27 protein-coding genes and 1 tRNA gene are annotated in these 21738 nt (G+C 36.1%); 18 read left to right on the top strand and 10 right to left on the bottom strand.

Features of this window, described 5'->3' with window-relative positions; genetic code table 11:
- Positions 1 to 45: 45 nt before the first annotated feature.
- Both CVPH_RS07080 and CVPH_RS07075 read right to left on the bottom strand, forming a co-directional pair.
- A complete protein-coding gene (locus CVPH_RS07080) occupies positions 46 to 453 on the bottom strand; it encodes a RidA family protein (protein ID WP_201341075.1) in 408 nt (135 codons plus the stop codon).
- A gap of 217 nt (positions 454 to 670) precedes the next feature.
- Positions 671 to 757, bottom strand: a tRNA-Leu gene (locus CVPH_RS07075).
- Positions 758 to 842: 85 nt separating this feature from the next.
- Here CVPH_RS07075 and CVPH_RS07070 point away from each other — a divergent pair.
- The 5 genes from CVPH_RS07070 to CVPH_RS07050 are packed head-to-tail and all read left to right on the top strand — an operon-like array spanning position 843 to position 5013.
- Positions 843 to 1052, top strand: coding sequence for a PP0621 family protein (locus CVPH_RS07070; RefSeq protein WP_201341074.1), 210 nt, complete (start codon positions 843 to 845; stop codon positions 1050 to 1052).
- 3 nt (positions 1053 to 1055) lie between these two features.
- Entirely contained in the window at positions 1056 to 1706 is a 651-nt protein-coding gene (locus CVPH_RS07065; protein ID WP_201341073.1) for an inner membrane-spanning protein YciB, read from the top strand.
- On the top strand, positions 1703 to 2782 hold the full coding sequence (gcvT, locus tag CVPH_RS07060) for a glycine cleavage system aminomethyltransferase GcvT (RefSeq protein ID WP_425353131.1): 1080 nt from the start codon (positions 1703 to 1705) through the stop codon (positions 2780 to 2782). Before CVPH_RS07065 ends, gcvT begins: the two co-directional genes overlap by 4 nt.
- Before the next feature lie 42 nt (positions 2783 to 2824).
- Positions 2825 to 3199: a glycine cleavage system protein GcvH gene (gcvH, locus tag CVPH_RS07055; protein WP_201341071.1), complete on the top strand. Its 375-nt coding sequence runs from the start codon at positions 2825 to 2827 to the stop codon at positions 3197 to 3199.
- A gap of 8 nt (positions 3200 to 3207) precedes the next feature.
- Complete coding sequence (locus CVPH_RS07050) at positions 3208 to 5013, top strand: RNB domain-containing ribonuclease (RefSeq protein WP_201341070.1); 1806 nt, start codon at positions 3208 to 3210, stop codon at positions 5011 to 5013.
- On the opposite strand, the gene CVPH_RS07045 is transcribed toward CVPH_RS07050, so the two are convergent.
- The gene (locus CVPH_RS07045; RefSeq protein WP_201341069.1) at positions 4978 to 5694 is read right to left on the bottom strand and encodes a UDP-2,3-diacylglucosamine diphosphatase; all 717 of its coding nucleotides are present in this window, start codon (positions 5692 to 5694) and stop codon (positions 4978 to 4980) included. The two genes, CVPH_RS07050 and CVPH_RS07045, sit on opposite strands and share 36 nt — an antisense overlap.
- Complete coding sequence (locus tag CVPH_RS07040) at positions 5694 to 6182, bottom strand: peptidylprolyl isomerase (RefSeq protein ID WP_201341068.1); 489 nt, start codon at positions 6180 to 6182, stop codon at positions 5694 to 5696. Before CVPH_RS07040 ends, CVPH_RS07045 begins: the two co-directional genes overlap by 1 nt.
- A 124-nt stretch (positions 6183 to 6306) precedes the next feature.
- Here CVPH_RS07040 and rplU point away from each other — a divergent pair, with 124 nt between their 5' ends.
- The 4 genes from rplU (at position 6307) to fabG (ending at position 8651) form a co-directional block, all read left to right on the top strand.
- Positions 6307 to 6618: a 50S ribosomal protein L21 gene (gene rplU, locus CVPH_RS07035; RefSeq protein ID WP_201341067.1), complete on the top strand. Its 312-nt coding sequence runs from the start codon at positions 6307 to 6309 to the stop codon at positions 6616 to 6618.
- Between the two features lie 11 nt (positions 6619 to 6629).
- Positions 6630 to 6887, top strand: coding sequence for a 50S ribosomal protein L27 (rpmA, locus tag CVPH_RS07030; protein WP_201341066.1), 258 nt, complete (start codon positions 6630 to 6632; stop codon positions 6885 to 6887).
- Positions 6888 to 6975: 88 nt separating this feature from the next.
- The gene (gene fabD / locus CVPH_RS07025; protein ID WP_201341065.1) at positions 6976 to 7908 is read left to right on the top strand and encodes an ACP S-malonyltransferase; all 933 of its coding nucleotides are present in this window, start codon (positions 6976 to 6978) and stop codon (positions 7906 to 7908) included.
- On the top strand, positions 7905 to 8651 hold the full coding sequence (gene fabG, locus CVPH_RS07020; RefSeq protein WP_201341064.1) for a 3-oxoacyl-ACP reductase FabG: 747 nt from the start codon (positions 7905 to 7907) through the stop codon (positions 8649 to 8651). Before fabD ends, fabG begins: the two co-directional genes overlap by 4 nt.
- A gap of 14 nt (positions 8652 to 8665) precedes the next feature.
- Here the strand turns inward: fabG and tadA are convergent, their stop codons facing one another.
- Entirely contained in the window at positions 8666 to 9139 is a 474-nt protein-coding gene (gene tadA, locus CVPH_RS07015) for a tRNA adenosine(34) deaminase TadA (RefSeq protein ID WP_201341063.1), read from the bottom strand.
- Positions 9130 to 10704, bottom strand: a complete 1575-nt coding sequence (gene guaA, locus CVPH_RS07010; RefSeq protein ID WP_201342444.1) for a glutamine-hydrolyzing GMP synthase — start codon at positions 10702 to 10704, stop codon at positions 9130 to 9132. Before guaA ends, tadA begins: the two co-directional genes overlap by 10 nt.
- Positions 10705 to 10749: 45 nt before the next feature.
- On the opposite strand from guaA, the gene lptG reads away from it, so the two are divergent.
- The 7 genes from lptG (at position 10750) to CVPH_RS10560 (ending at position 16726) form a co-directional block, all read left to right on the top strand.
- The gene (gene lptG, locus CVPH_RS07005; protein WP_201341062.1) at positions 10750 to 11832 is read left to right on the top strand and encodes an LPS export ABC transporter permease LptG; all 1083 of its coding nucleotides are present in this window, start codon (positions 10750 to 10752) and stop codon (positions 11830 to 11832) included.
- A gap of 1 nt (position 11833) precedes the next feature.
- Entirely contained in the window at positions 11834 to 12133 is a 300-nt protein-coding gene (clpS, locus tag CVPH_RS07000) for an ATP-dependent Clp protease adapter ClpS (protein ID WP_201341061.1), read from the top strand.
- A gap of 7 nt (positions 12134 to 12140) precedes the next feature.
- Positions 12141 to 14363 (top strand): ATP-dependent Clp protease ATP-binding subunit ClpA, encoded by a 2223-nt coding sequence (gene clpA, locus CVPH_RS06995; protein WP_201341060.1) that lies wholly within the window; start codon positions 12141 to 12143, stop codon positions 14361 to 14363.
- A gap of 24 nt (positions 14364 to 14387) precedes the next feature.
- Positions 14388 to 15131 (top strand): 5'/3'-nucleotidase SurE, encoded by a 744-nt coding sequence (gene surE, locus CVPH_RS06990; RefSeq protein ID WP_201341059.1) that lies wholly within the window; start codon positions 14388 to 14390, stop codon positions 15129 to 15131.
- On the top strand, positions 15110 to 15394 hold the full coding sequence (locus tag CVPH_RS06985; protein ID WP_201341058.1) for a hypothetical protein: 285 nt from the start codon (positions 15110 to 15112) through the stop codon (positions 15392 to 15394). The genes surE and CVPH_RS06985 overlap by 22 nt, the downstream gene beginning before the upstream one ends.
- A gap of 71 nt (positions 15395 to 15465) precedes the next feature.
- Positions 15466 to 16101, top strand: coding sequence for a sulfatase-like hydrolase/transferase (locus CVPH_RS10565; protein ID WP_201341057.1), 636 nt, complete (start codon positions 15466 to 15468; stop codon positions 16099 to 16101).
- Positions 16052 to 16726 (top strand): sulfatase-like hydrolase/transferase, encoded by a 675-nt coding sequence (locus CVPH_RS10560; protein WP_201341056.1) that lies wholly within the window; start codon positions 16052 to 16054, stop codon positions 16724 to 16726. The genes CVPH_RS10565 and CVPH_RS10560 overlap by 50 nt, the downstream gene beginning before the upstream one ends.
- A gap of 353 nt (positions 16727 to 17079) precedes the next feature.
- Here CVPH_RS10560 and CVPH_RS06970 read toward each other — a convergent pair whose 3' ends face one another.
- Both CVPH_RS06970 and CVPH_RS06965 read right to left on the bottom strand, forming a co-directional pair.
- The gene (locus CVPH_RS06970; protein ID WP_201341055.1) at positions 17080 to 17442 is read right to left on the bottom strand and encodes a hypothetical protein; all 363 of its coding nucleotides are present in this window, start codon (positions 17440 to 17442) and stop codon (positions 17080 to 17082) included.
- Positions 17443 to 17457: 15 nt separating this feature from the next.
- The gene (locus tag CVPH_RS06965) at positions 17458 to 17772 is read right to left on the bottom strand and encodes a hypothetical protein (RefSeq protein ID WP_201341054.1); all 315 of its coding nucleotides are present in this window, start codon (positions 17770 to 17772) and stop codon (positions 17458 to 17460) included.
- A gap of 1 nt (position 17773) precedes the next feature.
- On the opposite strand from CVPH_RS06965, the gene CVPH_RS06960 reads away from it, so the two are divergent.
- A complete protein-coding gene (locus CVPH_RS06960; protein ID WP_201341053.1) occupies positions 17774 to 17941 on the top strand; it encodes a hypothetical protein in 168 nt (55 codons plus the stop codon).
- Here CVPH_RS06960 and CVPH_RS06955 read toward each other — a convergent pair.
- Together CVPH_RS06955 and CVPH_RS06950 are read right to left on the bottom strand one after the other, a co-directional pair.
- Positions 17938 to 18738, bottom strand: a complete 801-nt coding sequence (locus tag CVPH_RS06955; RefSeq protein WP_201341052.1) for an O-antigen ligase family protein — start codon at positions 18736 to 18738, stop codon at positions 17938 to 17940. The two genes, CVPH_RS06960 and CVPH_RS06955, sit on opposite strands and share 4 nt — an antisense overlap.
- Before the next feature lie 171 nt (positions 18739 to 18909).
- Positions 18910 to 20568 carry a glutamine--tRNA ligase/YqeY domain fusion protein gene (locus CVPH_RS06950; protein ID WP_201341051.1) on the bottom strand — a complete coding sequence of 553 codons (1659 nt, stop codon included), beginning with the start codon at positions 20566 to 20568 and terminating at the stop codon, positions 18910 to 18912.
- A gap of 369 nt (positions 20569 to 20937) precedes the next feature.
- Between CVPH_RS06950 and CVPH_RS06945 the strand changes: the two genes are divergently transcribed.
- A complete protein-coding gene (locus CVPH_RS06945) occupies positions 20938 to 21732 on the top strand; it encodes an O-antigen ligase family protein (RefSeq protein ID WP_201341050.1) in 795 nt (264 codons plus the stop codon).
- Positions 21733 to 21738 lie beyond the last annotated feature (6 nt).

Here is a 21738-nt window from a genome sequence, read left to right as displayed (position 1 = left end):
AAGATTGCATTAAGTTATTTGAAGAGATTGCATTTTATGCTACATTTAGTAGGTGTAGTCACAGGGCTCTATTACCATAATGCCATCCATTTCTACCATTGAGCCTTTGGGCAGTTCACTAACACCAACTACTGCACGTGCAGGATAGGGCTCATCAAAATAGGTGGACATAACTTCATTAACTTTTGGGAAATTATTAAGGTCAGTGAGATAGACATTAAGCTTAACAATATCTTTTAAGTTACCATTGGATTTTTGACAAACAGCCGCTAGATTTTTAAAAACTTGATTAATTTGTTCGTCAATACCGCCACTGATTATTTTCATTGTTTCTGGTATTAGAGAGATTTGCCCGGATAAATAAACGCTAGAGCCACCAGTAATGCACACTGCTTGAGAGTAAGTGCCAATTGCTTTAGGGGCTTTACTAGTTGAAATAATACGTTTTTGCATGATAAAGTACCTAAGTTAGAATATATTAATTATACGAAATCTTTAATGGATTAAGGCGGATTTTTTTGATAAGTACTAAGGTTTATAAGATTCTAATTATATGATTAATCTGACCAGTAAGTGGAGTTGAATATTTTTTTAGTAAAAACACTATTCAAATACATTGAAAGGCAGTTGTGTGACTATTTTAAATTGCTATAAGAGGCGAATTTAAGGATGGTGCCCGGGGCCGGAATCGAACCGGCACAGCCGTGAAGCCGCAGGATTTTAAGTCCTGTGTGTCTACCAATTTCACCACCCGGGCAGTTTTGTGAATTATAGACACATAAAAAGAGGCAATTATATACTAAGCATTGGTAAAATTTCATTTTTTGTCAGAGTTGAATTGTATGGGGATTGTTAAGTTAATTATTATTGTTTTGCTTGTTTGGGCGGGCTTTTGGCTTTTAAAAAAGTTTAGAAAGCCAGTTGACCGTATTGATCAAAAATCATCAGCTAATAAAATGCTGGCTTGTAGTGTTTGTAAGGTTCATATTCCTGAAAATGAGGCAATCATTCAAAATAATAAGGTGTATTGCTCAAAAGAGCATTTGGAGTAAGTGATGAAGTTTTTACTTGATTTTTTTCCTATTGCCCTATTTTTTGTTGTTTATAAGACGATGGGTTTATACATGGCAATTTATGCCATGATTGGTGCAACTTTTTTGCAGATGATGATTGCACGTTACCGAACGGGTAAGTTTGAAAACATCCATCTAGTAACATTTGGTTTATTGGTGATTTTAGGTGGTGTAACACTTACCCTTAGAGATCCTGTATTTTTAATGTGGAAAGTTAGTGTGTTGTATGTGGTATTTGCTTTTTCGCTAGTGTTGAGTATGTGGATTGGCAAGAAAACTTTATTGCAAAGGATGTTGGGTAAAGAATTAGAATTGCCAGAAAATGTGTGGCATCAACTTAGTTGGTTGTGGGGGCTTGGTTTTACGGGCATTGCTGTTGTTAATGCTTATTATGTTAATCTTGCTTTGAACGCTAGAGAGGCGTTATTTACTGCTACTGAACTTGATTCTAAAATTGAATTGACAGAGCTAGATTGTGTAAATACAACGATGGAGCAACTTTGTATTATTGCCCAACAGACTGAAGAATCTTGGGTTAACTTCAAGCTATTTGGCACCATGGGGCTAACATTTATATTGATTGTTGTCATGATAATTTTTATTAAGAAATACATTAAAGAGGATAAAAAATAATGAAACAAACACCTTTGTATCAAATGCACATAGAGTCGCAAGGAAAGATGGTTGATTTTGGAGGTTGGGAAATGCCGCTTAATTATGGTTTACAAATTAAAGAACATCATCAAGTGCGCCGTGATGCAGGTATGTTTGATGTCTCACACATGAGTGTGGTTGATTTTAAAGGTGCTGAAGCAAAAGCATTTTTGCAAGTTTTGATTGCGAATGATGTTGACAAGCTAAAAACACAAGGCAAGGCGTTATATAGTTGCATGCTCAATGAGTCAGGCGGGGTAGTGGATGATTTGATTGTTTATTACCAAAATGACGAATATTATCGCATGGTAATTAATGCGGGCACTACTGAAAAGGACATGGTCTGGATTAACGCCCAAGCCAATGGTTTTGATGTATCAGTTGAGCGGATGTCTGATCTAGCAATGATTGCTGTACAAGGTCCAAATGCAAGGGCGAAAGTATTTGCAGCTATGCCAGGGATTGAAGAGGTTTGTGGTGAGTTGAAGTCATTTAATTCGGTTAGTTTAGGCGGGTTATTCATTGCATGTACAGGCTATACAGGCGAAGATGGGTTTGAGATTATGCTGCCTTCAAGTTCAGCAAAATTTACTTGGCAAATGTTACTTGAGGCTGGTGTTAAGCCTTGTGGCTTGGGCGCGCGTGATACTTTGCGCCTAGAAGCAGGTATGAGTTTATATGGTTCAGAGATGAGTGATGAGGTTTCACCGCTTGAAGCAGCACTTACTTGGACGGTTGATCTGACTAATGAAAATCGTGCGTTTATAGGGCGTGATGCATTAGAAGTATTAAAAGAAAAAGGCGTTGAAAAGACTATTGTTGGGCTAGTTTTAGAAGACAAGGGTGTGATTCGTGACCATCAAAAAGTAATGACTAATTTAGGTGAAGGCGAAGTGACATCAGGCACGTTTTCACCCACTATGGGAAAGGCAATTGCACTGGCAAGTGTGCCTATGGGCAGCCTCGGCATATGTGAAATTGAGATGCGAAAAAAGCAAGTTTACGCTAAAATAGTCAAACCGCCATTCGTACTCAATGGTAAAGTATTGGTTTAAATAAGTAGGTAAGTCCTGCTTGAGAAAATTTAGGAGAACAACATGAGTGAAATAAGAGACGATAGACAATACACACAAACCCACGAGTGGATTTTAGATCATGGCGACGGTACTTATACCATGGGTATTACTAATCATGCACAAGCATTATTAGGTGATATGGTATTTGTAGAATTACCCAACGTTGATGATAAAGTCTCTATTGAGGATGAATTTTGTGTGGTTGAATCTGTCAAAGCGGCTAGTGGCATTTACGCACCTGCTGATTTGCAAATTATTAAAGCCAACGAAGCGCTTGATGACGAACCAGAACTGGTTAATTCTAGTTGTTATGATGATGGCTGGTTGGTTAAGTTTAAGTCTCATTCAGTTGATGACTTAATGAATGCTGCTACTTATGCGCAAACACTAGATTAGAATTTAAATTGATTAACGCTTTAGTTGCCTACAAAGGTAAACCTGCGCGTATTGTTAGTCAAACGATGCATAAATTTGCATTAGAGTTTGCTGATGGTTCTTTGCGCTCGGTACGGGAAAAAGATTTCCGTTTTATTCACCCTGAATTTGTTCAAGTAGATGATGCTTGTGCACATGCAGATATTGCTGTTCTTGAAGATTTCCAAGAAGAGATACTAACATTAGAAGAAATAACGCAATGGTTGTTTGACGAATACAGTGCCAAAAACGCTTGGTGTAGTTGTATTTTAATTGAAGATGGTTTGTATTTTTATTGGCAAAAAGATAAAGTTTTTATACGCTTAACTGCTCAAGTTAAAAGCATCCAAACTAAGCGTGATGCCCAAATTATTGAGGCTAAAAATCTTAAACACTGTGTGGATAATCTTGTCAATAATACCTTTGATGAGCAAGATCTGCCCTATATTGAAGAGATTGAAAAAGTTGCACTAAACCAATCTAAGTACGCTAAGATTTTGGCCAATATTGGTATAGAAAATACACCTGAGTCTGCTTATAAATTATTATTAAGACTTGACTATTTCAAGCCAAGCTTTAATCCCTATCCAGCGCGTCATGACATTTCTAAGGATGAGAAAATTGATGTTAGCATGGCACAAGTTGAACGCGTTGATTTAACGCATTTATTCAGTTATGCAATAGACAATGCTGATTCAAACGATGCTGATGACGCAATTAGTATTGATGGCGATAAGATTTGGGTTCATGTTGCCGATGTATCTTTGATTGCTACTGCTGGCTCTGAGTTGGATGCTTACGCACAAGAGCGTGCTTCTAATTTATATTTGCCTGAGCAAATTATTCATATGTTGCCTGTTTCTGCAACAAAAATGTACGCATTGGGGTTGGCTGAAACATCAAGTGCTTTATCGATAGGGTTTACTTTAGAATCAGGTGAGATTAATAATATTGAAGTGCTTCATAGTTTGATCAAAGTGACTAATATCAGCTATGATGATGCAGATGGGATGTTAGTGTCTAATGAACATTTATCCAGATTACAAGGTATTACAAAGGCGCACAAACAATATAGAGACAATTGTGGTGCAATCAGTTTAAACCTGCCAAACGTTGATGTTAGCTTTAAGCAAGGCCAAGTGTCAATTACGCCACAAAGCTCAAGTCAAAGTCGTGAATTGGTGGCTGAAATGATGGTAATGGCGGGTCGTGTTGTTGCACAATTTGCTGCTGATAATGACATTGTTGTGCCTTATGCGATTCAAGATGAAGGCGAGTTTCCACAAGAAACACTGGATAATAAAGATGCATTGTCTTTATCTGAGTCATTTAAAGCCACAAAGTTTTTTAAACGCTCAGCTACATCTACCAAGTATTTACCACATTTTGGCCTAGGTCTTAAAGCGTATTTACGTATTACCAGTCCACTTAGAAGGTATCTTGATTTACTCGCACATCAGCAGCTTAGCTGTTTTATCAAAGGTGAAGACATACTAGGCAAGGAAGATGTTAAAAAGATTATCGGTATTTATAATGCCAACATGTCCAGTGTTGGCAGAACAGTGCGTTCTAGTAATGACCATTATAAATGCGTCTATCTGCTTGATAATCCATCATGGCAAGGTGAAGGTATTGTGGTAGACACACGTGGTGATAAAGCGTTGTTTATGATTCCTGAATTGGGTATGATGACGCAGATTAAATTTAAAATTTTGCCTAAGCTAGATGAAAAGATAGCACTAAAGGTAACAACCGTTAATTTAGTTGACTACCGTGCTAATTTCAAGGCGATTTAGTTGATGACTAATTTCAATTGCATTGCCTTGGTTATTTGACCAGTCTCCCAATACGTATCTAGTAAAGTCATCATTCACATGAGTATCTAATCGGTGTGTGTGTCCGTGAATAAGATTTGCACTAGGATATTTTTGCATTAATTGATTGACGGTTGTTATATTGACATCCATAATCTCGTATGATTTATGTTGTTGAGCTTTGATACTCTTTTGGCGCAATTGAGCGCTAATCTTTAAGCGTAGTTTTACTCCTAAATTCAGAAAAATAAATTTTGTGATTGGGTGTTGTAGTATGCCCTTTAAACGCTGGTAGCCTTTGTCGTCAGTGCATAACTCATCGCCATGTGTGAGCACATATTGCTGGTTATTGACTTCAAGTAAATAAGGCGCATCAATCAAAATACAATTAGTTTGTTTGGCAAAGTTATCACCTAATAAAAAATCACGATTGCCAGTCATGATAAAAATTTTAGTTTTAAGACTCAGTGTTTTTAGTGCTAAGACAACTTTTTGATAATAATCAATTGACAAGTCATCACCCAACCAAACATTAAACAAATCTCCAAGAATAAAAAGCTGATCAGTCATAACCGCCTGCTCTTGGCAAAACTTAATAAAAAGATGGGTTTTGGCCTCATCAGTAGCAAGGTGTAAATCTGCTATGATGAGCGTTTGGCTCATTATGAAGCGCTATATGCCTTGTTGACAATAACAGAGTTATTTGGCATATCATCATGTCCACCTTTATTGCCAGTAGAAACTTGGTTGATTTTGTGAACTATCTCAAAGCCTTCAACAACTTCACCAAATACGCAATAGCCCCAACCATCTTGCCCGGGAAAATCTAAGAATGAATTATCAGATGTGTTGATAAAGAATTGTGAGCTGGCAGAGTGTGGTGCAGAAGTTCTAGCCATGGCCAGTGAATATTTGGTATTTTTTAAGCCATTTTTGGCTTCATTTTCAATGTTAGCTTTGGTAGTTTTTTCACTCATATTTTTTGTAAAACTACCACCTTGAATCATAAAATTTTTAATCACACGATGAAAAATAGTATCATCATAAAAGCCATCATTTACGTAATCAATAAAGTTTTGCGCGTTGGTCGGTGCGTTTTTAGTGTCAACGTGAATGTGAATATTGCCCATGTTGGTTTCAAAAATAATCATGTATTGAAATCCATTTGAAGAAAAAATGTAATTATACGTTAGAATTTCATTAAACAAACTTTACAAACCTAAACGTTCAAGTATAATTACGTCCTTTTTTAGCCGAGCATATTTAGGATTAGTTATGTACGCAGTTATCAAGACAGGTGGTCAACAATTTAGAGTTGAGCAAGGCACAACTTTAAAGATTGAAAAATTAGAAGTTGAGCCAGGCAAGACAGTCACTTTTGAAGAAGTATTAATGGTTGCCGATGGCGACAATGTTCAAGTGGGCACACCTTTTGTACCTAAAGCGACTGTTGAGGCGAAAATTATTTCACAAGGCAAAGGAAAAAAAGTACATATTCTTAAATTCCGTCGTCGTAAACATTCAATGAAACAACAAGGTCATCGCCAGTTGTTTACTGAAATTGAAATTGTTAAAATTAAGGCATAAAGGAGTAATTTATGGCACATAAAAAAGCAGGTGGTAGTACTAATAACGATAGAGACTCCGTATCAAAACGTCTAGGTGTTAAAAGATTTGGCGGTCAAGCTGTATTAGCTGGTAATATTTTAGTACGTCAAAGAGGTACTAAATTTCATCCGGGTACTAACGTTCGCAAGGGTAAGGACGACACATTATTTGCCACAATGGATGGCAGAGTTGTCTTTGCTAAAAAAGGTAAATTTATGCGCCAATATGTTTCGATTGAAATTGCATAATTTTAAGCATCAATATTATTTTTAAAAAGCGCTTTTCAAGCGCTTTTTTATTAATTAAAATATGGCTATTTCGTTTGTTTAAAATTTTATGAAATACGCCATCATATTCCCAGGTCAGGGATCACAATCTTTGGGCATGTTGTCAGAACTTGCTAATCATTATCCCATTGTAAAAGAAACATTTACTGAGGCAAGTGACACGTTGGGCTTTGATCTTTGGGCATTAACACAACAAGACCAAGATGCCCTTAATCAAACACAAAATACCCAACCAGCTATATTGGCCGCAGGTTATGCAACTTATTTGGCACTTACCCATCAACATGATTTATCACCTGTTTGCATGGCAGGTCATAGTTTAGGCGAATATACGGCATTAGTAGCATCGGGTGCTTTGGGATTTAGTGATGGCATTAAGCTGGTTAGAAAGCGCGCAGAATTGATGCAATCAGCAGTGCCTGAAGGAGTGGGTGCAATGGCGGCTATTTTGGGCTTAGAGGATAGTGCTGTGGTTAAATTATGTGCAGATTATTCAGGTTGGGGCATTGTTGAAGCAGTTAACTTTAATTCATTAGGGCAGGTGGTTATTGCAGGCAATAAAGAGGCTGTAGAAGCCACTTGTCAATTGATAAAAACTGAAGGTGCTAAGCGTGCGGTGATATTACCAGTGAGTGTACCATCACATTGTTCACTGATGAATGATGCAGCAATGGAGTTTAAAAACGCTGTAGATGTCGTTCAATTTAATCAAAGTAATGTTGACGTACTACATAACTTTGATGCACTTAAAGCAACTGATGTTGATGATATAAAAGCCAAATTAGTCGCACAACTACATAAACCAGTATTATGGACAAGCACCGTTCAGGCGATGCATAATATGGGCGTTGAAAAATTAATTGAATCTGGCCCGGGCAAGGTGCTTACAGGCTTAACAAGAAGAATTGAAAAATCATTAACGACTAATGCTATATTAGATTCAGCCAGCATAGAAACAACTTTAGAGGATATCTTATCATGAACAATTTGAAAGGAAAGATCGTATTAGTAACAGGTGCAAGTCGCGGTATTGGCCAAGCAATTGCTTTGGTTTTAGGTGCAGCAGGTGTAACCGTCATTGGCACAGCAACTAGCGATAAAGGCGCAAGTGCAATTAGTACCACATTAAAAGACAATGGGATGACAGGTGTAGGCATGACACTTAATGTGACTAATAATAATCAAATTGCTGGGGTAATAAAGTCTATTGTTGACACTTATGGTGCTATTGATATCTTAGTTAATAATGCAGGTATTACCCGTGATAATCTACTCATGCGTATGAAAGAAGATGAATGGGATGATATTATGAGTACTAACTTGACTTCTGTTTATAAAATGTCAAAAGCTGTATTGCGTGGTATGATGAAGAAAAAAGCAGGTCGTATTATTTCTATTGCTTCTGTTGTGGGCGCTATGGGTAATGCAGGTCAAACTAACTATGCTGCTGCCAAGGCAGGTATCATGGGCTTTACCAAGTCATTGGCTCGTGAAGTGGGTTCTCGTGGTATTACCGTTAATGCAGTTGCTCCTGGTTTTATTGAAACAGATATGACCAATGCACTACCTGAAGAACAAAGAATAGCCTTATCCCAGCAAATTCCAATGAATCGTTTAGGCACAGTTGATGAAGTTGCTAATGCAGTATTATTTTTAGCAGGTGATGATGGTGCCTATATCACAGCACAGACATTGCATGTAAATGGCGGCATGTACACAGTCTAAAATTTAGGTTATTTTTAATGGTTATTTTTCCGTTTATTTTTAAAAAATTGCTGCAACAGCTCTTTGCATTGGTTAGCCAGAATACCACCTTGAATATTAATTGAATGGTTAAAACACTGACTGTTTGGTAAATCTATACACGACCCACAAACTCCTGATTTTTGATCATAAGCACCAAATACTACACGTGATATTCGTGCATGAATCATAGCACCTAGACACATAACGCAAGGCTCTAAAGTGACATATAAGACTGTGTCAGACAGTCGATAGTTGTTTAATTGTTTACCTGCAGCGCGTAATAACTGTATTTCTGCATGTGCAGTTGGGTCATTGTTTGAGATGGGTTGATTGTGTGCACTGCTAATTAGTTGATTATTTTGCATCAAAATTGCACCAACAGGCACTTCACCTACCTCTTGTGCTTGTTTGGCTTGTTCAATGGCAAGCGCCATCCACTTTTTATCAATTAAGGGATTTACTCCCATTCAATGGTTGCTGGTGGCTTACCAGAAACATCATAAACAACACGTGAAATACGAGAGATTTCATTCATGATTCGATTAGACACCAAATCTAGAAAATCATACGGTAATCTTGCCCAGCGAGCTGTCATAAAGTCAATGGTTTCAACAGCACGTAGTGCAATAACGTAGTCATAACGACGCTCATCACCTGTAACACCGACTGATTTAATGGGTAAAAATACAGCAAAGGCTTGGTTGACTGTGTCATATAAATCGTTTTTATGCAATTCATCCATAAAGATGGCATCGGCTTGTCTGAGAATATCAGCATATTCTTGTTTGACTTGGCCTAAAATGCGCACACCTAGCCCAGGGCCTGGAAAGGGGTGGCGATACAGCATGTGTGCTGAAATGCCAAGTTTTACACCGATTTGACGAACCTCGTCTTTAAATAATTCTTTCAAGGGCTCTACCAGTTTAAACTTTAAATCTTCTGGCAATCCACCTACATTGTGATGTGATTTAATTACTTTGGCTTTGCCTGATTTAGCGCCTGCCGATTCAATCACATCAGGATAAATTGTGCCTTGGGCTAGAAATTGAATATTGTTGAGTTTTTTAGCCTCTTCTTCAAATACTTCGATAAAGGTATGACCGATAATTTTGCGTTTTTTCTCAGGATCGGCTTCGTCAGCCAGCGCATCATAGAATTTTTGTTGTGCATCAGTGCGGATAACTATCACACCCATATTTTGCGCAAAGGCTTGCATGACTTCATCACTTTCATTTAAGCGTAAAAGACCATTATCAACAAACACACAGGTGAGTTGTTTGCCGATAGCTTGGTGTAATAACACAGCTACGACTGATGAGTCAACACCTCCTGAAAGTCCAAGTAATACATTGCTATCACCAATTTGGTTCTTAAGATTTTGTACTAACTCAGTGATGATATTATCCGTGGTCCAGTTTTTTTCGCATTGACAAATGCCACTAATAAAACGATCTAGAATATGTTTTCCCTGTTTAGTATGAGTCACTTCTGGATGAAATTGCAAGCCGTAATAATGCTTTTCCACATTGGCAAATCCAGCTATATCACAGTTGTCTGTAGAGGCAATCAGTTTAAATCCATCTGGTAATTGCTCTACCTCAATGCCATGACTCATCCATACATCTAATAAACCATGACCTTCGTGATTAATTTCGTCACTAATATCACTAAGTAGTGGTGAGTGATTGCGGGCACGAACTTTAGCAAAACCGTACTCATGCTTGTCGGCCGAAGTAGCACGGCCACCAAGCTGTATGGCCATGGTTTGCATGCCATAACAAATGCCCAGTATTGGCACATTAAGATCAAATATAATACTTGGTGCTCTAGCAGCATTATCAAGTGTTACGGTGTCAGGCCCACCTGAGAGGATGATGCCTTTAGGATTAAAATTTTTAATAAAAGCACTATCTACATCATAGGGAAATAATTCACAATAAACACCAATTTCACGCACACGGCGAGCAATAAGTTGGGTATATTGAGAGCCGAAATCAAGAATAATGATTTTATCAAGGTGAATATTTTTCATCATGGTGCCAAAGTTAAATAATTCTATTTTAAGACTCATATTTTAATGAAAATTTTAGACCGCTACATTGTTAAAACCATGGCCTTTTACACATTAGCTGTTATGTTAGTTTGGTTAGGTATTTATGCATTTTTTAACTTTCTTGAAGAGGTTAAATTTATAGGGCAAGCTGATTACACGGTATTTGAAGCAACAAAATATGTAATCTCAGATATTCCTGCAGTTATGTATTCGCACTCATCGGTGATTATTTTATTAGGCTCGCTTTTGGCATTGGGTCATTTAGCGTCTACATCTCAGCTGGTTGTTATTAGAAGTTCAGGTGTTTCAATTATGCAAATTTCACATATTGTTGTTAGAACTGCGCTTATGTTTATTGCGATTGTTATTTTTATAGGTGAATTGATTGCACCAATAACCACCGAGTATGCAGAAGGTTCGCGCGCTAGTGCGTTAGGACAAAATATGACATTTAAGAATCAACAAGGTTTTTGGCTTAAAGATAGTGGACTTTTTATTCATGTTAAAAAGAATTTTAATGGTAAATCATTTCAAGACGTCACTCTTATTAAGTTGCGAGAATCAAATAGATTAGATTCTATAACGCATTCTGATAGTGCTATTTTCAATGGGGATAATTTAGAGCTTGGTCAGTCAATCCATTATCAGTTAGGTAAGAATGGTCAGTTGACAACGTTTTCTGAAAATAATCTTGAGAAATACAGTGTCCAAGTGTCGTTTAATCAAAAACTGATAGAAAGCCTTAAAAAAGACCCGCGTGAACTATCCACTTGGCATCTTTATCAACAAATACGTTTTTTAACAATTAATCATCTTGCCGCCGATGTTTTTGAGGTAGAAATGTATAAGCGTCTTATGAGGCCCATTACCTTGATTACGATGATATTATTTTCAATGCTATTTGTTTTTGGTTCACTTCGTGATGCATCACTTGGTAAGAAGATTTTCTTAGGTTTGATGATGAGCTTGTTTTTTGAGTTAGCCTCGCGTATTGGCGGTGTATTATCACTTAGATTTGATTATAATCACTTCTTGAGTGCCTCAATACCAACATTAGTGGTATTGGTTTTTGTGTGGGCATTGTTAAAGAAAAAATCAGCGACTTAGCATGACAAAGATACTAACACAAACTTCAAAACCAAAGCTAAAAAAACCAAATAAATTTCAAGTATTATTGCTAAACGATGATTACACAACCATGGAATTTGTGATTAATGTGCTTGTGCACTTTTTTTCCAAAAGTGAAGAGGCAGCTCAAGCAATTATGTTTAAAATTCACATAGAAGGAGAGGGAATTTGTGGTATTTTTTCGCATGATATTGCACAAACTAAAGTAACACAGGTGATAGAATTTGCACGTAAAAATGAACAACCATTAATGTGCGTATTGCGCGAGTTGGAGATATAATAAAACCATGATTGAAACAGGATTACAACAAGAGATTAATTGTGTTATGACTCAAGCGCGTAATAATCGTTTGGAATTTATAACGGTTGAGCATTTGCTTTTAGCACTACTTAATATTGATGAAGTGGTCACTTTTTTAAGAAATAAGCGGGTTGATATTGATGAATTTCAAAATGAATTAGAAGGCTATATTGATTCGCATACACCACTCATTGCGCTTGATTCTAATGTCGATATCGTACCAACAGTAGGCTTTCAACGTGTTTTACAGCGTAGTGTTTATCAGGCACAATCTGCACAAAGAAATACGGTATATGCAATGAATGTGCTGGTGAGTATTTTTTCTGAAAAGGAGTCCCATGCGGTTTATTTACTAAAACTTAATAATATTTCACGCCTAGATGCCATGGAAGGCATTTTAAATAGAGTGCCAGAATCTATTACAAGTGAGCCAAAAATTGAACTAGACAAGAAAAAATTCAAACAATCCTCATTGGCAACTTATACAATAAACCTATGTGAAAAAGCTAAATCTGGGCAAATAGACCCCTTATTTGGTAGAGAGGAGGAGGTTGTTCGCACAGTGCAAGTATTGTCTAGGCGTCGTAAAAACAATCCGCTATTTGTTGGTCTTGCTGGCGTTGGTAAAACAGCCATTGCACAAGGCATCGCCTTGAAAATTGTTGAGGGAAAAGTACCAGAGGTTTTAAAGAAAGCCAGTATTTATTCATTAGATATTGGCGTGCTTATTGCGGGTACAAAATATAGAGGTGATTTTGAGAAACGCCTTAAAGCAGTATTAACAGATTTGGAAAAAATCCCGCAAGCTATTTTGTTTATTGATGAAATTCACACATTAATTGGTGCAGGTAGTGTTTCTGGCGGCTCATTAGACGCTTCTAATTTATTAAAACCTGCATTGGCTGATGGCACTCTTAGGTGTATGGGTTCAACTACTTATGAAGAATATCGAAAAGTGTTTGAAAAAGATCATGCGTTGTCGCGTCGTTTTCAAAAAATTGATATTGATGAGCCTTCGGTAGCAGATACGGTCAAAATTTTGCAAGGCCTTAAAAAATATTACCAAAAACATCATAAGGTTAAATATTCAGCGGCGGCATTAAGCTCTGCTGCTGAGTTGTCCCATCGTTATATGCATGATCGTCGCTTGCCAGATAAAGCCATTGATGTGATTGACGAAGCAGGTGCTTATCAGCAGATTCAGCCTAAACCAAAACGTAAGATTAATATTGGCGTGGGTGATATTGAAAATATTATTGCCAAATTAGCACGTATTCCATCTAAACAAGTGACTAATAATGACAAATCTTTACTTAAAAACTTAGAATCAGAACTTAAATTGGGTGTGTTTGGGCAAGATCGTGCACTAAGTAGTTTATCCACAGCGATTAAATTATCACGTTCAGGTTTGGCACAAACTGATAAGCCGATGGGATCATTCTTATTTGCAGGCCCAACAGGCGTGGGTAAAACAGAAATTTGCAAGCAACTGGCTCGAATTATGGGGGTTAAGTTGTTACGTTTTGATATGAGTGAGTACGGAGAACGTCACTCAATTTCAAAGCTCATTGGTTCACCACCAGGCTATGTGGGTTATGATGAAGGTGGCTTGCTGACTGAAGCAGTTAATGCCAGTCCGTATGCTGTGTTATTGCTTGATGAAATTGAGAGGGCTCATCCTGATATCTTTAATTTATTGCTACAAGTTATGGATAACGGCAAGATGACTGATGCCAATGGTCGAGAGGTTGACTTTAGAAATGTAATTTTGGTAATGACATCAAATGCTGGCGCACAAAGTATTCAACGTACGTCAATTGGATTTAGTGAACAAGATCACTCGTTGGATTATGAAACTGAATTGAAGAAATTATTCACACCAGAATTTAGAAACCGCCTATCAGAGGTTATTTATTTTAATGCACTTAACGAGCAAACTATTGTTTACGTGGTGAACAAATTCTTATTTGAATTGGAAGAAGCATTAGAAAATAAACAGGTTTCGCTAATTGTATCTGACACCGCTCGAAAATGGTTTGCAAAGCATGGTTATGATGCTAAGATGGGTGCACGACCTATGGCGCGCCTGATTGAAAAAGAAGTTCGTAAACCACTAGCAGATGAGTTATTATTTGGTAAATTAATCAATGGTGGATTGGTGAAAGTTGGTGTTAAAAAAGATAAAATTATCCTTGCAATACAATCGTGATGCAAAATATTTTCTAATTTAAAGATGAAGATTTTAATTAGCAATGATGATGGCTATCAAGCTCCAGGTATTGTGCAACTCGCCCAATCTTTAGCGCGGGAGCATGACGTTATCGTGGTTGCACCCAGTGAAAATAAATCAGCTGCCAGTAGTTCGCTTACACTTGATAAACCTTTAAGGCCAATTCAAATATCAAATAATATTTATAGCATTGACGCAACGCCAAGTGATTGTGTGCATTTGGCCCTATGTGGCTTCTTAAATGAAAAAATTGATTTGGTAGTAACAGGTATTAACTTTGGTGCTAATTTAGGTGATGATGTGATTTATTCAGGTACCGTTGCTGGTGCGATAGAAGGACGATTTTTAGGCTTACCATCGGTGGCAATATCACTGGCAAGCCGGGAAGGTCATAATTTTGAAACAGCGGGCATGGTTGCTAAGCAACTGATTAGTCAAATATCTCATGCTCAGTTGTCACACGATACTGTGTTGAATGTTAATGTGCCAGATGTGCCTTTTAGAGATATTAAAGGATTTCAAACAACACGCTTAGGAAAGCGTCATATGTCGGAGCAAAGTGTTACTGATAAAGACGACCCAAGCCTTTATTGGATTGGTGAAAATGGTAAAGAGGTTGATAATGGCGTAGGGACAGACTTCCATGCTATTGCCAATCATTATGTATCAGTCACCCCTTTGCAAATTGATTTAACCAAATATAACGAGATTGATACAGTGTCAACATGGCTAAATCAACTCAAATAATGACAACCTTATTTGTTTGGTTGATTTTAGTATTACTAGATCTTTTTGTTGTTCGTGATTATTCATGGGTGATGGATAATTGGGACATTAAGCGTGTTGTGGTTAATTTTGGCTTGTCGTCTTTGACGATTCTATTGTTGTTGTTTACTTTGAAACCCATCTTAACAAAATCTAGCGTTAGTAAAAATATTGTTTTTTGTGTTAATAGTATTGCCGATATTGGTCCATTAATCTGTTATCAAACACTCAAAAAAAGACAGTAAAGTGGCGTTATAGTTTGAATGCGCTTGGTTTTATTTTGTTGTATTTACTTACAACTTTTAGTTGGTATGGTGTGAGTAATTTTCAGCATTCAGCCATGGCTTTTTACTCAATATTATTGCAAATAACCAAGGAGCAAGCGTTAGAGTTTAAATACGACAAAGCTTTTGTTGTTAAAAGCCAACTTCCAGCTCATGATTTGCCTAATATTGTTTACATTGTTGGCGAGTCTCTAGTATTGTCACATATGGGTGTTTATGGTTACGTGCGTGACACTACACCAAAACTGCAACAAAATAAACAACTTATTGCTTACGACAATGCACTGAGTATTAGTACCCATACTCGTTTAAGTGTTCCTTATATGTTGGTTGGCATGGAAGGTATAGATCCATTGGGTAAATTTTACCAAACACCATCAATATTTAATTATGCCAAGGCTCGTGGTTACAATACTGCTTTTATCAGTGCGCAAGACACCAGCTGGGGTCATATTAAAGAATTACTTGTTGATAATGATGTGGATTATTTTTGGGACGGTGTTAGTATGAACAAAAATACCTCTGTCCATAAAGGTGCAGATGATATGCGTGTGCTAAAAGAAGTTGCTTTGCCTTATATAAAACAGCAAACCAAGCCGTTTTTTATTAGTATTGCAAATGGATGGTTCGCATTATCCTTATTCAATACATTCAACCAAACAGCATAAGAAGTTCTTATCAGAAGGGGATGAAAATTCAATGAACGCTTATGATAATACGGTTGTTAAAACTGATGACTATATTGCGACTTTAATCAATCATATGCGCAAGCAATATCCCAGCAGTTGGGTGTTTTATTCAGCAGACCACGGCCCAAGGCAAGGTCTAGGCAGAAAATCTGGTATGTTTAATCAAGGTTTTAATAAAAACACCATTCATAATCCGTTATTAATTTCACCACCACTAGGATATTACTCACAGCTTAAAATGAACACAAATAGGCCAATCTCACAAGCAGATATTGTGCTAACTATTCTTGATATTATTGATATGAAGCCCCATGAGAATATTAATGGCAAGTCACTACTTGATATTCAGGATTCAAATCGATTGAGAGTAGTCAGTAAATACATGCCGACTCAGCATAATGAGCAAAAAGCAGTATTGGTTAATCCAGATTTAAGTTATTATTTTATTGATTTTTACAAAATGAGTGTAACCATGCCAAATGGCAAAAAACTATTCATTTTAAAAGTTGGGATAAACAGTATCAACAGATATTTATTGACAAACATCCAATTTTGTCAGATTAAATTCTCGATGCCAATCAACCAAAAGCTGTTGATAACCTGAATAGATTCAAATAATATACAAATTCTTCTTCTACTGTATTAGTACGTTTCTTGCTTCGAGCAATCAGTGTAAGCGTGTAATTGATATTTTGTATAACTCGTTTCAAAGATTATTAGACCATTGCAAGTTCTAAAAGTTGATTAAAGAAAGAAATTGGGTTTAATAAGGTTATGGAAAAATATGAACGGTAATTAAGAGTAGAGATGATTTAGACAACCTAATTTATGCTCTCTATGCCCATAAAAATCAAGTATTTTTTCTCAAATTGGTTGTCATGGCCATGATATTTTTTGTACATTATTGGCGTGTATTTATACAAGCTTGTGTGGCGCATAGAAAATTGAGTTAGATGTTTATAGCTGCATTGGTTTAATGCCAAAAGCCTCTCCGGTTGATTGGCAAATTCTTGATAGGCGGTAAGATATTTTTTCAACATTATTTAATGCAGCGTATATCTCCAATTTCAATGCGTAGTCAATAAACAATCCGTCATTAATTACTTTTGAAAGTTTGCTAATTTTTGTCAATGCTTTATCAAACTGTTTGATTTTTATTAATGCGTGAATATGGGCATAAAGTGTCAAATTATCATTTGATAAATGTTGCAATATTTTCTTTGAAAACTGCAAAGATTTATCAAAATCTACAGCGTTTATATAATGGCGGTTAAATTTTCTTAACCCGTAATACACATGATAAGAATAAACATAAGGCATGATAGCACGTAGCTGTTATACGTTTTTATAATGTCTGGTATTTAATTCATTATAAAACCTTATCCAGTCAATATAAATACTATAAACTATCAAAAACGACATAACACTAAGACTCATTAATATGTTTTTTATCGGCTTAATACACAGTATTTTTCTTGGTTCAATAAAACATTTTGATTGTTTGGCAATCAATCCAACATATAACCCGAATAAAAGTGGCGGCATTGCCATTTGATAAGGAAAACTAAATTGCATATTGACAAATGAGCCACCAAGTGCCATCAATAATAAAAAATAGAACAATTCATTTTGAGCTTCTGATTGCTGCATAATGTTTAGAACTGTTCTAATAATTAAGAACATTAACCATAACAAAGCAGCTACGCCAACCAATCTAATCTCAACAGTCAGCTCTCTAAGATGTCATTATGTGCCTTATCTATTGGATGATGAGTATGCCACAAGTGCTTATATCCAGCTTGAACCTCATTATGACTAACTGCCCAAACCTGTACCAAACAGTGGCATATTTTTAATCATATTGATAGAAATTTGATAAATTTCATAACGAATGTCATTCTTATTGCTGGTACTTTGTACCATGCTTGATATCTCGTTAGTTGCTGCTTGCCAAACGGGTGTAAAACTATCGGCAGATAAATTAATTTTTATAAAAATCAACAACACAGACAATGATAAGGAAATGGTTTTAGTTCGATTCCAGTAAATGTAATTGTTTATTTTTTTACGCTTTAATCGTAAAAATAGAGCAACAAATAACAATTCAATAGAAATAGCAAGCCATGCTGATTTGGTGGCGGTATAAAAAATATAAATAACAATAACTGCTATCAAAAATCCAGCCAAAAAGGTTTGCATTGTATTGATTTTATTAGAAAAAATAATAAATAAAATCACTGGGAATATCAACACAAGTGAATGTGCTGCCATATTTTTGTTGCCAAATGTGGAAGATGGTGGTGCTGATTGTAATAAAAATTCAGTATCGGGTGATAAATATTGGAATATACCGATGATGGCAATAAACCTGCCTGCAATAGTCAAACCAAAAGCAAGTTTTAAGAGATTGATATGTGTTTGTTTAATACAATAAGCAACAAAAAATGTATAAAAGATAATTAACCATAGCAGCCATTTACCGATAAAAAAACCAACATTAGCACTCCAAAAAATACTACCAGTGCCTAGTAAAAACAGTATCAATAAAGATATTTTTAAATCACTAAAGTGATAAGAAAAATGCTGATGATTTGCCCATAATATATAAATAAACAAAAAACCATAAGACCCAGCCTAAGGTGCTTGTAATGCAACACCGATAAGTACAACACTAAGCCAAATAATTAAACCGTTGTTCACCAATTTCATAAATTCATATTACAATCCATTGGGTTTATTTTCTTTTTTCATTGTCATGCCATAAAACATTAACTGTGTTTGTAAAAATTAAGCACACCAAGTGTCACGTAAACCCGTCGTTTTGTTAAATACCAGTTCATCGCTTGATTGATTGTCTCGACAAAAATACCCTTCACGTTCAAACTGATAAGCGAATTCAGACCTGCTATTAGCCATACTAGGTTCTACCACGCCATAAGTGGTGACTAGTGATTGCGGGTTAAGCAATTGTTCAAAGTGATCATTTTTGCCAGGATTTTCAAGTGTGAATAATCGATCATATAGTCTAAATTCTGCCTTGAGTGCTTTGGTGGCCTCAACAAAGTGAATCACGCCTTTGACTTTACGACCATCTGCAGGATTTTTACCTAATGTATCAGGGTCGTATGTTGCGTATACGGTGGTAATATTGCCATCAAAATCGGTATCAAAAGTAGTGGCATTAATGACATAAGCAGATCGCAGGCGCACCTCTTTATTGATTGCCAGGCGTTTAAATTTTTTATTAGGCGCCACTTCTTTAAAGTCCGCCCTATCAATATATAATTCACGAGAAAAGAATATATTACGCTTTCCCATTGCTTCATTTTGTGGGTGAATAGGGGCTTTCAAGGTTTCAATTTTATCTTCAGGATAATTTTCAATAATAACGCGTATTGGATCAATCACACCCATTGTGCGTGGTGCTTTGATATTCAAATCATCACGCACAGCGGCTTCTAAAATTGCTATATTGGTCATACTGTCCACTTTAGAAATGCCAATTCGACTGGTAAAATCACGAATACTAGTCGCAGTATAGCCACGACGACGAAGCCCTGAAAGCGTAGGCATACGTGGATCATCCCAGCCAGATACCAACTCATCTTCGACTAATTTTTGTAATTTACGTTTTGACATAACGGTATATTCTAAATTCAGCCGTGAAAATTCATATTGATGTGGGCGATTAGGCTTATTAAAATCATTTAAGTTTTCTAGTATCCAATCATATAGGCGACGATTGTCTTGGAATTCTAACGTGCATAAGGAGTGAGTTACTTTTTCAATTGCATCACTAATACAATGGGCAAAATCATACATGGGATAAATACGCCACTGATTGCCAGTTTGGTGATGTTTATCAAAGCGAATGCGGTATAGAGTTGGGTCGCGCATACACATAAATGAACTGCTCATATCAATTTTTCCACGTAGCACACACTCACCTTTTACAAATTTACCTGCCTTCATTTTTGCAAGTAATTCTAGGTTTTTTGCAATTGATGTATCTCGATAAGGGCTATTTTTTCCAGCCTCTTTTAAAGTGCCTCGGTAAGCATGAGTTTCATCTGCATCTAAAAAACAAACGTAAGCCAAACTTTTATTAATAAGTTCAATGGCATACTCATAAAACTGGTCAAAATAATGAGAGCTGTACTTAATGTCACCATCCCACGTAAACCCAAGCCATTTAATATCTGCTTTGATGGCATCTATAAATTCAATATCTTCTTTAGCGGGATTAGTGTCATCAAATCGCAAATTACATTGCCCCTTGTAATCTTTTGCTAAACCAAAATTTAGACAAATTGATTTAGCATGTCCAATATGCAAATAACCATTAGGTTCAGGTGGAAAACGCGTTTGAATAGAAATATGCAATTTTTGTTCTAAATCGTTATCAATTTGATTGCGGATAAAGTTGGTGTAAGTGTCCTTGTTCATAAGTATCAGATTATAGTCAGTATAAATGTAAAATGCGCTCCATGAGATTGCCAATTACTTATTCAAATATTGTTAATACACTGCTATTTTTATTTCCAATTTGAATTTTAAATCTCAAGATATCAGGCGACTTGATTTTATTATTATTGATACCAATGGGTATTTATACCGTCTTCACGGATAAAATTAAAGTTACTCTCACGACTCTGTGTTGCTTATTTTAGCGTCGTTATCTTGTCTATCGTAGTTTCCCATAAAGGGCTTGGATTATTACATTTTTCTAGCAGAGTTGCATATTTTTTATTTGCCCCTTTAATCGCATTGGCAATTTACAAAGCTAATATTAATTTTAATCGATTAATTTTTTCGATGAAATTAAGTTTAATTTTGGTAGGTGTTGTTATTTATTATCAGTACTTAACAAAAGACTACAATGAAATAGATTGGATTCTATCTAGAGGCATTCTCCCAATTTTAACCACGATCATGCTAACTTTTTCATGGGTTAACATCAATCATGAAAATAAATACAACTTCTCACTAACTTTAGTTAGTTCTATATTGGCACTTAATATCATCACCCTTGGTGATGGGTGTAGCGCATTCTTGAGTCTTATTATATTAAGTGTGTTGTTTATCTTTTTAAACGCTAAATCTCTAGTCAATAAATACAGATATAAAATTCTTATTTCAGTATTAATTCTAACTTGTACATCGTTTTTGTTGACCCATTCCAATTTGACAAATAGATTTTCTACAGCCATTGAATTTTTAAGCTTACTTTCTGAAAATGGATATTCTACTGAAGATTTACACACACCAATTAAGGGCAAGTCTGATGAAATAACTAACATAAGGTTAGCAATGTATAAGGGTGGATTGTTGGCGGCAAAAGACAGACTAATATTTGGCCATGGCTATCGAAATACAACAGCGCCCGCTTCAAAATTTGTTGGTAATAAAAAATTAGCCACTCAAATAGCTAAGCATAGTCATTTACATAATACTTTTATCAACTCCTTGGTTTATGGAGGCGCTATTGCATTATTGACAACATTAGCTTTATTATTATTTCCTTTGAAAAAGTTTTGGCAATCATTACGAGCAAAAAACAATACTAAATATGCAATTTTAGGCACCTTATTGATGAGTAGTTATGCTTAGTGGTAC

This window comes from Abyssogena phaseoliformis symbiont OG214 (assembly GCF_016592595.1).
GTDB lineage: Bacteria > Pseudomonadota > Gammaproteobacteria > PS1 > Pseudothioglobaceae > Ruthia.
Note: the sequence above shows the minus strand (reverse complement) of the source record. Positions and strands in the feature narration are given on the sequence as shown.